Origin of the sequence: Micromonospora sp. C81, assembly GCF_018070425.1 — a bacterium.
Lineage (GTDB): Bacteria > Actinomycetota > Actinomycetes > Mycobacteriales > Micromonosporaceae > Micromonospora > Micromonospora zamorensis.
This window is the reverse complement of record NZ_JAGPXS010000003.1, coordinates 464,617-477,798: the sequence shown is the minus strand read 5'-3', so window position 1 is coordinate 477,798 and position 13,182 is coordinate 464,617. Positions and strand designations below refer to the sequence as shown.

The window sequence follows — 13,182 nt, the reverse complement described above, 5'->3', positions numbered from 1 at the left end:
GCGCGAGGAGTGCAGCGCAGCGGAGCCCCGCAGTCGCGAACGAAGGGCGGGTCCCGTGATCGTGAACTGGCAGTTGGCCATCGCGGTTTGTGGTGGTGCCGGGGTCGGGCTGGGCGTGTTCCTGGTGGTCCGGGAGCTGGTGCCGGCGACCCCGGCGCTGGGGCCGGCGCTGCGTCGACTGCACCAGCCGCCGGGCAGCGGTCTGGTCGCCACTCCCGCCTCCCGCCGGCTGGACTCGCTGACCGGGTTGTCCCGTTGGCTGCGTCCGCCGCATCGGCAGCTCGCCCTGATCGGGCAGACCCCCGAGCAGTACGCCCTGTCGGTGCTGCTCTCCGCGCTGATCGGGCTGGCCACGCCGACCCTGCTCGGGGTGGCACTGCTGGTGCTCGGCGTCTCGTTCCCGATCGTCATACCGGTGCTCGGCAGTCTCGGCCTGACACTGCTGGGCGCGCTGCTGGCGCACCGTGCCGTGGTGACCAAGGCCGACGCCGCCCGGGACGAGTTCCGCCAGGCGGTCTGCACGTACCTCGATCTGGTGGCGTTGCAGCTCTCCGCCGCACACGGCCCGGTGCAGTCGCTGGAGCGCGCGGCGGCGGTGTGCGACGGCTGGGTCTTCGATCGCCTCCAGGAGTCGCTGCGGATCGCCCAGATGCAGATGCACGCGCCCTGGGACGAGCTGCGCGACCTCGCCGACAAGATCGGCATTCCGGAGCTGGGGGACGTCGGCGCGATCATGCGCTCCTCTGGCAGTGAGGGCGCACAGGTGCACGAGACCCTGCGCAGCCGGGCCGACTCGCTGCGCGACCAGATCCGCACCGACAACCTCGCTCGCGCCGAGGGAGTGACCAGCAAACTCGACATTCCGGGCGCACTGCTCGTCTTCGTGCTGCTCGGCTTCGTCGTCTATCCGTTCATCGCCCGTGTCTGACCCCATCCCCTGAAGGAGAACGCCATGTCCATCCTCAGCTATCTGCACGTCGCGCTGACGACGCGCCTTGCCGAGCTGCGCCGCGACGGTGAGCGCGGTGACAGCCCGGTCCCCACCGCCGTGATCATCTTCGGTCTGGTCTTCATTGCGACGGTCGTCACCGGCCTGGCCCTGGCCAAGGCCAACAACTGGATGAACGCCATCCCGAACAACAAGAACCCGCAGTAACCGGCATGTGCCGAGCCGCGTTCCCGAGGTGGCACCGGGCGATCAGCGCCGTCCGGCGCCACCTCGCGGCCGGCGACCGGGAGCGAGGTGCCAACCCGGTGGAGCTGGCCGTGATGATGCCGCTGATCCTGGTGCTGCTCTTCGCCTCGATCCAGATCGCGGCCGTCTTCCTCGCCCGCTCCACAGCGTTGAACGCCGCCCAGAGCGGCGTCAACGCCCAGCGGACCTACCAGGCCAGGGACGGCGCCGGGGTGGACAGCGCCACCCGCTTCCTGAAGGCCGCCGGCGGCTGGCTGGTGGGTTGGGACAAGACCGGCCCGAACTGCGTCGTCCTCAACGACGACACCGAGGTGACCTGCACGGTGCGTGGCCGATCCCTGTCGGTGGTGCCGGGCGTGGACTTCGCCGTGCAGCAGACCGCCCACGGGACGGTGGAGAGGGTGACCACACCATGAACCGCACCGCCGAGCGTGGCTCGGTCTCCATCGAGGTGGCGGTGCTCGCGCCCGCCTTCATCGCGCTGATGGTGCTGGCCGGCGTGGTCGGGCGCACCGCGCTGGCTGCGGAGGCCATCGATGCCGCCGCGCACGACGCCGCGCGCGCCGCCTCGATCTCGCGAAGCTCGAGCACCGCCGAGACCGCCGCGCTCGAAGCCGCCCGGCAGCAGCTGGACTGGTACGGCCTGGCCTGCACCAACGAGCTGGCACCCACGTTCAGCGGCACGGTGGCCGGCGAGCGCACCACCTTCGACGTCGCCTTCAGCAGCGCGGTCGGTGAGAACGCCACGGTGACGGTCGAGATCATCTGTGAGGTGTCCTTCAAGGACATCTCGCTCGACATCCTGCCCGGCATGACATCCGGGAAGCAGATCAAGTCGAAATTCACCTCGCCGCTGGACCGTTACCGCAGCAGGGCTCTCGGGCCCGGGGCGGTGGGCGTGGGTTCCGCGCCGGGCGCGAGTGCGGGTGGCGTCTGATGAACGCCGACAGGACTCTGGGCGGGTCAGGGCAACGGGCCCGGGCAGACTCGCACGGTGAGCACGGCCGGGTGAGCATCTTCCTCGCGGTGACGATGTTCGGCGTACTGGCCATCATCGGCCTCACCTACGACGGCGCCGGGCAGCTACGCACCCTGCAGACTGCCGAGAACCTGGCTGCCGAGGCGGCCCGGACCGGCGGTCAGGCCATCGACCGGGCCGTCGCCATCGAGGGCGGACCGAAGCGGATCAAGGAGTCCGAGGCCCGCGTGGCGGTCGACAGGTACCTGGCTGCCGCTGGCGTCTCCGGCCACACCGTGAGCTTCCCCGTGGTCGGCGGGGAGACCCTGATCCGGGTGACCGTCCCGATCACCTATCACCGCACGATGCTCGGGCTGTTCGTTCCCGAGAAGACCGTCACCGTCACCGGCGAGGCGACCGCGCGAGCCATCACCGCAACACCGTAGGAAGGAAGGCAGCCATGCCCGTATCGGGTGGGTCCGTCGTACGACGGACCGGACGGATCCTCACCGGCATCGGCGCCCTGGCCGTGCTGTGCGCTCTGCTGGTCGGCGCGCCGATCGCGCTGCTGGCCTTCGCCGGAAACCCGCTGCCCGATCACCTCCCCACGATCAGCGAGGTGGGCACCGCGCTGACCAGCCGGGACGACGGCCAACTCTTCCTGCGCGCCCTGGCTGTGGCCGGGTGGTTCGGCTGGGCCACGTTCGCCTTCTCCGTCCTCGTCGAGTTGGGGGCACAGAGCCTGCGCCGACCGGCGCCGAAGTTGCCCGGGATGGGCCGCCAGCAGAAGGCCGCCGCCGCGCTGGTCGGCTCGGTCGCGCTGATCCTCGTCGCCAGCCCGGCCGCCGCCAGCGCCGCTGCGGTCTACGGCGCGCCGGCGTACACCGGCGCACGAGGCGCCAGTGCCCTGGCCGCTCCGGCCCGCGCGGCTGCGACACCCGACACGGCGGCTCCGCTGGCCCGCAGTGGGCCACTCGGCTTGGCCGGGACAGAGCGGGCCGCATTCGGCGGCTCAGCGGCAAACAACGAGGCCGCGCCGGTGTACCGGGTGGCGCGGGGCGACTACCTCGGTGAGGTGGCCGAGCGTTACCTGGACGAGTTCGGCGACTACCGACAGCTCGCCAAGCTGAACAAGCTCGACGACCCGGACCGGATCCGCCCCGGCCAACTGCTCCGACTCCCCACCGAGGCCGCCGACCAGGGGGCCCGGCAGCACGCCAGCGGCCGCCTGGTCGGCCGGCCTGCGGCGCCCAAACCGCCCGCGCCCCGGCCGGCGCCCGAACGTGCCGCACCGGAGCGGGTGGACCCGGCACCCCCCAGCGGTACGCAGTCAGCGGGCCAGCCGCCCGCCATGACCGTCGGCGCAGCCCGAGCAGGCACGGCCGACCGGGTGAATCGACCGCTGGCGGTCTCCGCCGTCCTGGCCGTGGCGAGCATCGTCGGAGCACAGATCGGTGCGGTGCTGGGCCTGCGCCGACGCCCGGCGACCGCCGGGGCGGCTCCCCGGTTGGCCGCGTCCTCCCGCAAGCCCCGTGGAGGCGCGGCCCGAAGCATCGGTGGCGCGGGCCGAACCAGCAGTGCGGGCCGGGCCAACGGCACGGCACCCAGCGGCGACGTCTTCGCACCACGCGACGGGATGACACCGCGCGGAGGTGGGATGACGTCCACCGGCGGCGGGATGACACCTACCGGCGATGGGATGACACCTCGCGACGGCGGGGTGTGGCCCGCCGGCAGTGGGATGGCTCCTCCCGGTAGCACGGCGTTCCCCGGTGGTGGGATGGCGCTCTCCGGTGGTGCGACAGGTACCGGCGGCGGGGCGGGGGCCGGCGCATCGGGCTGGGGTGGTGACGACAGTTGGGCCGGCGATGGCGCTGAGGGCGGGTTGTTCGGGGGCGGGCACGGCTTGGACTCCGTACCGGACGGACCTCCGGTCGGCCGCCACCGACGCACCTGATCCCCACGGGCGGGCGTGAGCTGGCTCGCCGCCCGCCCGGCACCGCCTTGACCGACCACAACTCGGCTGGCCGCAGCAGCCAGCAGGGGCGGGTCTGGTCGGTAGCGTTCCGCGCCGAGGACCAGGTCTCCAGAATGCGTGATGCCTGTGAGTCATCAAGATGACTCACAGGCATCAGCGTCGAAAGCGGCAGCGCCTTGACCGCGCGAACTTCAGCGTCCAAGGCGGCACCGCTTGACGACGCGGGCATCGGCGCCGAGTAACACCCCACGGAGCCGGTGGCGGTCGGGCGAACCGCGGCCACCGTGCCGCTGGGTCAGGGCAGGCGGGTCTGGAGCACGCCGTCCTGGATCCGGGTGGGCAGGATCTGCTGGTCGTTGCCGGACGGCCCCTGCACGACCTCGCCGCCGTTGAGCCGGAACGCGCTGCCGTGCCACGGGCAGACCACGCAGGCGTGGCCGTCGATCTCCTGCACCTCACCCTCGCCGAGCGGGCCGCTCTGGTGCGGGCAGCGCTCCAACATCACGGTCACCTCGTCACCGTGCCGGTAGAGGATCACGGAGATGTCGTCGTCCACCTCTCGGGTGATCAGGGTGCGCTGCGGCAGCGTCGCCATGTCGGCCAGCGAGTGCCAGCCGTCGGTCATCCGGTGCAACTCGGAGATGCTCTGGTTGACCTGCGCCCCCTGCTTGTACGCAAGGTGGCCCCCGATGTAAGCCCCCAGGCTGACGGTGGAGAGCCCGAGGAAACCGAGAGCGCGGCCGACGCCGTGCCGGCCGGACAGCCGCGCGGCCAGTGACCCGGCGTACAGCGTCAAGCCGACGGTGTTGGCCGCGGCGTGCACCAGGCCGACCCGGCGCTGGTCACGGGCGAGTGCCGCCCAGTCGTTCAACCCGGCGATCGCCGCCGGCACCGCGCTGACGGTGCCCAGGCCGACAAGCACGGTGGCGGGCCGGCGTTGCCCGGGCATCAGGTCCAGCACCGCGGCGCTGATCCAGGCGCCGACCGGCACCTGCACCATCGCCGGGTGCAGTGGATGCCCGAGGGTCACCCCGTGCAGCAGGTCCCGCAGCCGCCGCGGACGCAGCGTGCTCAGGACCACTCGCTGCAACCGGTCACCCGTCCGGTCGAGGCTGGATGCCTGCTCAACTTTCGTCAAAAGTGCTCGCACCCGTACCGACTTCCCGGCGAAGGGGGTCGCAAACCGGTCTCGGACGACAAATTCGTCACTGAGCGCGATCTTGCGGTTGCTGCCCCGGGAAACCGCCCAGACCTGGTCGAACCAGGCCGCCGGCCGCAAGATCGACGGGGATTGTGAGTGCGGGACGGTACGGGCATGCTGAGTCGATGGGTGTACGGGTGGAGCGTGCCGGGCCGGTGACGACAGTCGTGCTGGATCGGGTGGCGGCTCGCAACGCCGTCGACGGGCCGACGGCTCGGGCGCTGGCCGACGCCTTCCGGGCCTTCGAGGCCGACCCCGACGCGGCGGTGGCAGTGCTCTGGGGCGCCGGTGGCACGTTCTGCGCCGGCGCGGACCTCAAGGCGATCGGCACGCCGAGCGGCAACCGGGTCGAGCCGGAAGGGGACGGGCCGATGGGCCCGACCCGGATGACACTCAGCAAACCGGTGATCGCGGCGATCTCCGGGTACGCGGTGGCGGGCGGCCTGGAGTTGGCGCTCTGGTGCGACCTGCGGGTCGCCGAGTCCGACGCGACGCTCGGGGTGTTCTGCCGCCGCTGGGGAGTGCCGCTGATCGACGGCGGAACGGTCCGGCTACCCCGGTTGATCGGCGAGAGCCGGGCGATGGACCTGATCCTCACCGGCCGCCCGGTGCCGGCCGATGAGGCGTACGCGATGGGGTTGGTCAATCGGTTGGTGCCACCCGGCCAGGCGCGGGCCGCGGCCGAGGAGTTGGCGGCGGCGATCGCCCGGCACCCGCAGACCTGCCTGCGCAACGACCGGGCCGCGCTGCTGGCCGGCAGCGGGCGAGGAGAGCCGGAGGCGCTGGCGACCGAGTTGGCGTACGGGATGGACTCGCTGGCCACGGACGCGGCGGCCGGCGCGGCCCGGTTCGCGGCCGGCGCTGGCCGACACGGCACGATGCCGCCGGGAGAGGGGACCCTCCCGGCGGCACCCGGTGCGAGCTGAATCAGTTGCGGTTGATGGTGAAGGTTGATGTGGGGTTCTGGATGTCCACCGCGTTGTTGCTCAGCCGCAGGTTGTTGAAGGTGACGGACCCGACGGCCGGCCCCTGCCCGGCCTCCGGCATCGGGTTGGCCCAGATGGCGAAGCCGGACTTCGCGTCGTAGGCGTCACCGCTCTTACGGGCCCCGCTGATCGAGATGTTCGTGAAGACCGTGTCGGTGATCGGGTTCTGCGGCTGCCCGCCGACGTAGTTGGTCTGGAACATGATGCCGCTGTAGGTCGGATCGACGATGTCGACGTCGCTGACCCGGATGCCCTGGAACACCTTCGAGGCGGAGAAGACCCAGATCGCCGGGAAGGTCTGCGAGCCCCAGAAGTGCCCACCGGCCCGCACGATCGAGATGTTCTCGAACCGGGTCGGCGGGTTGGCACCGAAGCCGTTCATCGGGTAGCCGAAGTCGAGCGAGCTGATGGTGATGCCCGAGTAGACAAGGGTGTCCGCGATGTAGATGTTGCGGAACGTGTTGCCGTAGCCGCCGTAGACGGCCACACCGGCGGCACGCCAGGTCAGGGTCGACGTCAGGTTCTCGTAGATGTTGTCCTTCATGTCGGCGCCGCCCGCGTCGATCGCCGAGAACAGCGCGAAGCTGTCGTCGCCGGTGGCCCGGGCGTCGTTGTTGCTGACCAGGTTGTTGGTGCTGCCGTTGGTCATGTTGATGCCGTCGGCGAACATGTTGCGGATCCGGGAGTTCTTGATCGTCATGTAGTCGGTGTTCGCGCCCCAGTAGAGGCACACCATGTGCTCGTTCCAGATGTTGTCGATCACGATGTTCGACACGTTGGAGAAGTCGAACACCTTGCCCGGACCGTCGATCCGCGAGGTGTAGTTGCCGAAGTAGGCAAAGTTCTTGAAGGACGAGTTCGCCGCCGAGTTCTCGGCCCGGAAGCCGATGTCGGTGTTGTCCTGGCCCGACGGAGCGTTGAACCGGGTGTACCAGGGGCCGGCGCCGGTCACCTGCACCGCCTTGCCGTACACCTGGAACTTCGACGAGGTGGAGTAGTTGCCGGCCGGCAGGTACACCCCGATCAGGTTGCCGGTGGTGTCCATCCGCACCCGGTCCAGGGCGTTCTGCACGTCCTGGTGGGTGAAGCCGGTCGGCGTGGTGTAGCGCGCCGGGTCCGGGTTGGCGATCGGCGCCACCTGCTCCGTGTTGATGAAGTCGATGGCGTACGTGGTGGTGTTGGCCGGGTCCTTCTGGAGGCGGATCTTGCTGCCGGCCGGGACGGTGGAGTTGAGCATGACGTTGGCTTCGTCGTAGATGTGCCGCGGCCCGCCGGCGCTCGGCGAGTTGCCCGGGCTGGTCTCGTTGCCGTAGAGCCAGGCGTACCGGGACGTCAGGTCGATGGCCTTGTGGAACGTGCCGTTGACGTAGACGTTCAGCGTGGAGTTGATCCCCCCGCCGCCCGGGGCGTCCGGGATGGAGAAGCGGGTGACCAGCGTGTTAGTGCTGGCCCGGGTGGTGAACTCGACGTAGCTGCCGGTCGAGTTGAGGGTCACCGCCCGCCGACCGGACGCCTCGCCGGCCAGGTCTCCGACCTCCCGATTCGGCCCGACGACGCTGGCGCCGCCGCCGACCGCGCCGTCCTCGGCCTCGTACATGTCGTACGGCATGTTGGCGCCGCGACCGACGAAGAGCGGGCGGTCACTGGTGTTGTTGGCCTGCTTGACCGGCAGCTCGTTGCCGTCGGCGGCGAGCACCACCCGGACGGTGTACTTACCGTTCGCGGCGGTCCAGGTGCCCAGGTTGATCGGGCCGACCGTGGCACCGGCGTTGATCACGCCGGAGTACGAGCCGGTCAGCGTACGGACCACGGTGCCGGACTCGTTGAGCACGGTGAGCGTGATGCCGTGCGCGCCGGACGCGGACGCCACACTGCCGGCGTTGCGCACCGACACCGAGAAGGTGACCGTGTTGCCGGCCGACGGGTTGCCCGGCGACCAGGCCACCGACGAGGCGACCAGGTCCGACGTGGCGACCGGGCTGACCACCAGCGGGCTGGGGTTGGAGTAGCTGTTGTTGGTGTCGTCGGACTCGACGACGGTGTTCGACTCGTCCACCTTCGCGCTGAGCGGGTAGCTGCCCGAGTCACGGGTGCCGATGCTGGCGCTGACAGTGGTCGAGGCGCCGGCCGCCAGGCCGCCGACCGACGCGGTGCCGACCCGGGTGGCACCCAGGTAGAAGTTGACGTTCGTCGCGCCGGAGGCCGCCGAGCCCGCGTTACGCACTGTCGCGGAGAGCGTGATGGTGCTGGTCTCCACGGGTGCGGACGGGCTGAACGACATGCCGGTCACGGTCAGGTCCGGGTTCGGCGCGGGGGTGCCGAAGACCTGGAACTCGGCCACCTGCCCGGCCGGAGCGCCGGTGTTCGAGGCGATCGAGAGCCGTACGTCGGCTGCGGCACCGGAGACCGGGATGGTCACCGTGTTGCCGCTGCCTGGGTTGAAGGTGTAGTTCGCCGCGCCGACCAGGGTGGTGAAGCTCGACGAGCCCTGGTCCCGGCCGAGCACTGTGATGTTCTGCGTACGCGCACCCCACGCCGAGTCCGGGTTGAGCTTCACCACGACCTGGCTGAGGCTGGCGTTCGCGCCGAGCTGCACGGTCAGCGTGCTCGGGTTGCCGTTGCCCTCCCAGTAGGTGGCCACGTTGTTGTCGTTGGCGTTGGTGGCCACGAACGTGTGCACGTACCCGGAGGCGGTGATCGGCTTGCCGATCGCCAGGTTGGAACCGGTCGGCGGGTTGCCGGTGCCGGTCCGGGTCACGGTGTTGCTGTTCGCCGACTGGTTGCCGGCCGCGTCCTTGGCCCGCACGTAGTACGAGACCGTCGTGCTGGCCGACTGGCTGTCGGTGTACGTGAGCGTCGAGCCGTTGACGCTGCCGCGCAGCGCGCCGTTGGCGTAGACGTCGTACCCGGTCACCCCGACGTTGTCGGTCGACGCCGACCAGGTGAGCCGGATCTGTCCACTGGCCGGCTCGGTGTACGCCAGGTTGCCGGGGACGCTCGGAGCCTGGGTGTCGGTGTTGCCGGCAGCACCGTAGACCTCGACCTCGGAGAGCTGGGCGGCCGGCCAACCGGTGTTGCCGGTGACCTGCACCCGTACGTAGCGGGTGCTGGCGGCGGTGAAGCTGACCGTCGCGGTGTTGCCGCTGGCCGGGTTGAAGGTGTAGCCGGCGGACGCCTTCAGTGTGGTGAACGTCGAGCCGTTGGTGGAGCCGAGCACCGCCAGCGTCTGGGTGCGGGTCTGCCAGTCCGACGCGGGCGGCAGCTTGAGCACCACCCGGTCCACGCTGACCGTGGCGCCCAGGTCGGCCTGGATCCACTGCGGGAACGCGTTGTTGGCGCTCTCCCAGTAGGTCGACGCGTTGCCGTCGTTGGCGTTGCTCGCCACGTAGTTCTGGTTGTAGCTGCTGGCGGTCATGGTGGCGGAGAGCCCGGCGAGCATGGCGACGCGGGCGGCGGCCGCGACCGGGTCGGAAACTGGTGCCGCGCTGGCCGCCGCGGGGGTGACGACCGGTGCGGTGACGAGGAGCATCCCGGCGAGCACGCTGGAGAGCAGCCGCCGACGGCCGGAGCGGGTGGTGCCGGGGACGGGAGTGGGCGCGCCGGTCGGCGGCGTGCCTCGTCTGGTGCCGTTTCTGGACATGGGGTCGCTACACCTCTTTCGGGGGTGGGTGTGGGTGCGTTGCCCGGCGACGGGTGCAGGGGTACGCCCGTCGTTCCGCGACAGGTGGGGGACGGTGCGGGTTGGGGGACGGGGTGGGTGGCCGGCGCTGCGTTGCGCCGGACCGCCCGGACCGGGTGCCCCCACCCTGGGCGGGCGGGGGCACCTGGCCTAGCTGGAATAGACCTCGAACTCGCTGAGCTGACCTGCTGGCCAACCGGTGTTGCCGGTGACGGTCAGCCGCAGGTACCGCTGGCTGGTCGCCGTGAAGGTCACGGTGACCGTGTTGCCGCTGCCCGGGTTGAAGGTGTAGCCGGCGGACGCCTTCACTGTGGCGAACGTCGAGCCGTTGGTGGAGCCGAGCACCGCCAGTGTCTGGGTGCGCGTCTGCCAGGCCGATGACGGTGGGAGCTTGAGCACGACCCGGGACACCGTCCGGTTGGTGCCCAGGTCCACGGTCAGCGACTGCGGGAAGGCGTTGTTGGCGCTCTCCCAGTAGGTGTTCGGGTTGCCGTCCACAGTGTTGGCGGCGGCGTACACGTCGGAGTGGCTGGTCTCGGTCACCGGCCGCCCGGCCGCCAGGTTGCCGCTGGGCGGCGGGGTGGTCGGGGGCGGCGTGGTCGGGGGCGGTGTGGTGGGCGGCGGCGTGGTGGGGGTGCCGCCGTACACCTCGACCTCGCTGAGTTGCGCGGCCGGCCATCCGGTGTTGCCGGTGACGGTGACCCGGATGTAGCGGCGGTCGCCGGAGGACAGCCCGATCGACACGGCGTTGCCGGCGCCCGGGTCGAAGACCCGACCGGCGGACGACGCCAGCGTGGCGTACGACGATCCGTCGGTGGAGCCGAGGACCGACACCGTCTGGGTACGGCGTTCCCAGCCGGCGGGCAGCTTGAGCACCACCCGGTCGACGGGCCGGGCCGAGCCCAGGTCGACGGTGACCGACTGGGGGAAGGCGTTGTTGGCGCTCTCCCAGTAGCTGGCCGCGTTGCCGTCCACAGCGTTGCCCGCCGTGTAGCTCTGGTTGGTGCTGGTCGCGGTCGCCGGTCGGTTCAGGGCGAGGTTTCCGCTGGTCGGGGGCGGGGTGGTCGGGGGCGGGGTCGTCGGGGGCAAAGTGGTGGGCGGCGGGGTGGTGGGTCCACCGCCCCACTGCGGGTTCGGCCACGGACCGCAGTACGGGGTGGGCGTGTACCAGCCGGAGTTGCCGCTGCCCTGGGTGATCTGGAAGCCACCGCCCACGCAGTTGTGCATCGGGTTGCTCTGCGCGATGTTGGTGGCGCGCACGTTCGTGAACGACACCTGACTGGGTGCCTGCACCTGGAGCGCGTACGTGCCGGCGCCGTCGATCCGCACGTTGCTCAGGTTGATGCCGCTGGTCTGACCCTCGATCCAGTGCAGCGCGGCGTACGAGCTGTCCAGGATGTCGGTGTCGGTGATGTTGATGGTGGCCTGCTGGAACGCCTCGTTGAGTGCGGAGAACCAGATCGCCCCGACTCCGAAGTTCCAGTTGTAGTCCGAGTTGCCGTTACGGATCAACGTGTTCCGGGCGATCGTCCAGGTGCCCCGGACCGCGGTGTCGCCCTGCACACCCGGGTAGCGGTTGGCCACGTGGATGCCCCCGCCGTTGGTCAGCGAGTCGGCCGTCACGTTGTCGGTGATCTTGATGTCCCGACCGCCGTAGCTGACCAGGTGGTTCGCCAGCAGGGTCACACCGATGGTGTTGTGGGTGAAGGAGTTGTTGACGTTCGGCACGCTCTGCGCCCACATCGCCAACGCGTCGTCGCCGGTGTTGCGGACGAACGTGTTGGTCACCGTCGAGTTGGTGACGCCGGTGTGGAAGTTCACCCCGTCCGCGGTCTGGTCCAGGATCCGGCTGTTGCGGATGGTGAAGTTGTCCATCGGGCCGTCCATCCACGCCCCGACCTTGGTGTTCTCCAGCCAGAGGTTGTCGACCACCGAGTTGGTCATCGCCCCGCCGAGGGCGTTGACCTGGTCGTCGTCGATCCGCTCGCGGATGTCGCCGATGATGGCGAAGTCCCGCAGCGTGACGTTACGGCTCGGCCCGTTCGCCTCGTGCGCGCGGACCGGCCCGGTGTAGCCGCCACCGGGCACGTACTTGCCGTAGATGCCGACGGACCTGTTCCGGTCAGTGGGGTGCCGGCCACCGAGCACCGAATACCAGGGCCCGGCGCCGCGCAGTGTCACCCCGTCGACCACCACGTGATCCCAGAGGGTGAAGGTCCCGGTCGGGATCCAGACGGCCCTGCCCTGGGCCTTGCCGGCGTCGACCGCCGCCTGGAACCTGGCGGTCGAGTCGGTCGCGCCGCTCGGGTCGGCGCCGAAGTCGGTGACCACGTCGAGCACACCGGCGGGCTTCGTGATCGCGGGGGCGACCAGCTCGAAGTCGGCCAGGTCGATGGTGAACGTGGGCGACTGGGCGGTCGAGGAAACCTGGAAGCGGATCTTCGTGCCGGCCGGCTGGGTGCTGCCGAACATCGCCCGGGTCTCGTCGTAGAAGTGGTGCGGGTTGGTGTCACCCGGGTTGTTGTTGAACGGGTATCCGCCGTAGTACCAGCCGTACCTCGACGTCACCGGGACCGACTTCAGCAGCGACCCGTTGGCCCGCAGGTCGATGGCGGCGTCCCGGCCGGTGCCGGACGGGCTGTCGGGCAGGCTGTACCGGAAGGTGACCGCGTTGGCCGGCGCGGTGAGGGTGAACTCGACGTACTCGCCGACGGCGTCGAGGGTGACCGCCTCCCGGCCGGACGCCTCGGACGGCAGCGTGCCGTAGCGCCGGTCCGGGCCGATCTTCGAGCCGTTGTGGGCTGCCTCCTCCGCCTCCTGCTCGATGAACGGGACGGTGGCGCCTCGATTGGGTATGTCGAAGGGGGACAGTCCGGCTGCCGAGGCCGGCGTTGCGGTGCCGGTGACCGCGAGAGCGGTCACCGTTGTGGCGGCGAGCAGGGTGGCGGCAATGGCGGCCAGCCCTGCCCGGGTCGGGTGTCGGTGGTGCGGGGTGCCGGTGGTGTGGTTGGCCATGAGCTGCGCTCTCCCTTTCGTCAGGCAGGCCAGATCCCCCCGTGTCGGTGCGGCGTGGCGCGTCTCCCCCTCGTTTCTCCTTTCCTTTGGTGGCGTGGGGGGGGGGGGGGGGGGGGGGGGGGTGGGGCGGGGGGGGGGTAGGGGCCGGCGCCACCACGGCGAGCAGAGTC

9 protein-coding genes and 1 pseudogene are annotated in these 13,182 nt (G+C 70.6%); 7 read left to right on the top strand and 3 right to left on the bottom strand.

What is annotated here, in order from left to right:
• The first annotated feature begins 58 nt into the window (after positions 1 to 58).
• The 6 genes and pseudogenes from KBX46_RS08450 to KBX46_RS08425 all read left to right on the top strand — a co-directional run.
• The gene (locus KBX46_RS08450; protein ID WP_099856887.1) at positions 59 to 928 is read left to right on the top strand and encodes a type II secretion system F family protein; all 870 of its coding nucleotides are present in this window, start codon (positions 59 to 61) and stop codon (positions 926 to 928) included.
• Positions 929 to 952: 24 nt separating this feature from the next.
• Positions 953 to 1,156 (top strand): hypothetical protein, encoded by a 204-nt coding sequence (locus KBX46_RS08445; RefSeq protein WP_088950980.1) that lies wholly within the window; start codon positions 953 to 955, stop codon positions 1,154 to 1,156.
• Positions 1,157 to 1,161: 5 nt separating this feature from the next.
• Positions 1,162 to 1,611, top strand: a complete 450-nt coding sequence (locus KBX46_RS08440; RefSeq protein WP_210791990.1) for a TadE/TadG family type IV pilus assembly protein — start codon at positions 1,162 to 1,164, stop codon at positions 1,609 to 1,611.
• Positions 1,608 to 2,132, top strand: coding sequence for a TadE/TadG family type IV pilus assembly protein (locus KBX46_RS08435; protein WP_210791989.1), 525 nt, complete (start codon positions 1,608 to 1,610; stop codon positions 2,130 to 2,132). Before KBX46_RS08440 ends, KBX46_RS08435 begins: the two co-directional genes overlap by 4 nt.
• Positions 2,133 to 2,227: 95 nt before the next feature.
• Positions 2,228 to 2,599, top strand: a complete 372-nt coding sequence (locus KBX46_RS08430) for a hypothetical protein (protein ID WP_374224950.1) — start codon at positions 2,228 to 2,230, stop codon at positions 2,597 to 2,599.
• A gap of 14 nt (positions 2,600 to 2,613) precedes the next feature.
• Positions 2,614 to 3,675 (top strand): annotated as a pseudogene (locus KBX46_RS08425) (LysM peptidoglycan-binding domain-containing protein); the annotation flags it as partial.
• A gap of 751 nt (positions 3,676 to 4,426) precedes the next feature.
• Here KBX46_RS08425 and KBX46_RS08420 read toward each other — a convergent pair.
• Complete coding sequence (locus KBX46_RS08420) at positions 4,427 to 5,281, bottom strand: Rieske 2Fe-2S domain-containing protein (protein WP_099856886.1); 855 nt, start codon at positions 5,279 to 5,281, stop codon at positions 4,427 to 4,429.
• A gap of 176 nt (positions 5,282 to 5,457) precedes the next feature.
• On the opposite strand from KBX46_RS08420, the gene KBX46_RS08415 reads away from it, so the two are divergent.
• Entirely contained in the window at positions 5,458 to 6,258 is an 801-nt protein-coding gene (locus KBX46_RS08415; protein WP_141912197.1) for a crotonase/enoyl-CoA hydratase family protein, read from the top strand.
• Position 6,259: 1 nt separating this feature from the next.
• On the opposite strand, the gene KBX46_RS08410 is transcribed toward KBX46_RS08415, so the two are convergent.
• On the bottom strand, positions 6,260 to 9,958 hold the full coding sequence (locus tag KBX46_RS08410; RefSeq protein WP_210791987.1) for a discoidin domain-containing protein: 3,699 nt from the start codon (positions 9,956 to 9,958) through the stop codon (positions 6,260 to 6,262).
• Between the two features lie 189 nt (positions 9,959 to 10,147).
• Positions 10,148 to 13,012 (bottom strand): discoidin domain-containing protein, encoded by a 2,865-nt coding sequence (locus KBX46_RS08405; RefSeq protein ID WP_210791986.1) that lies wholly within the window; start codon positions 13,010 to 13,012, stop codon positions 10,148 to 10,150.
• Positions 13,013 to 13,182 lie beyond the last annotated feature (170 nt).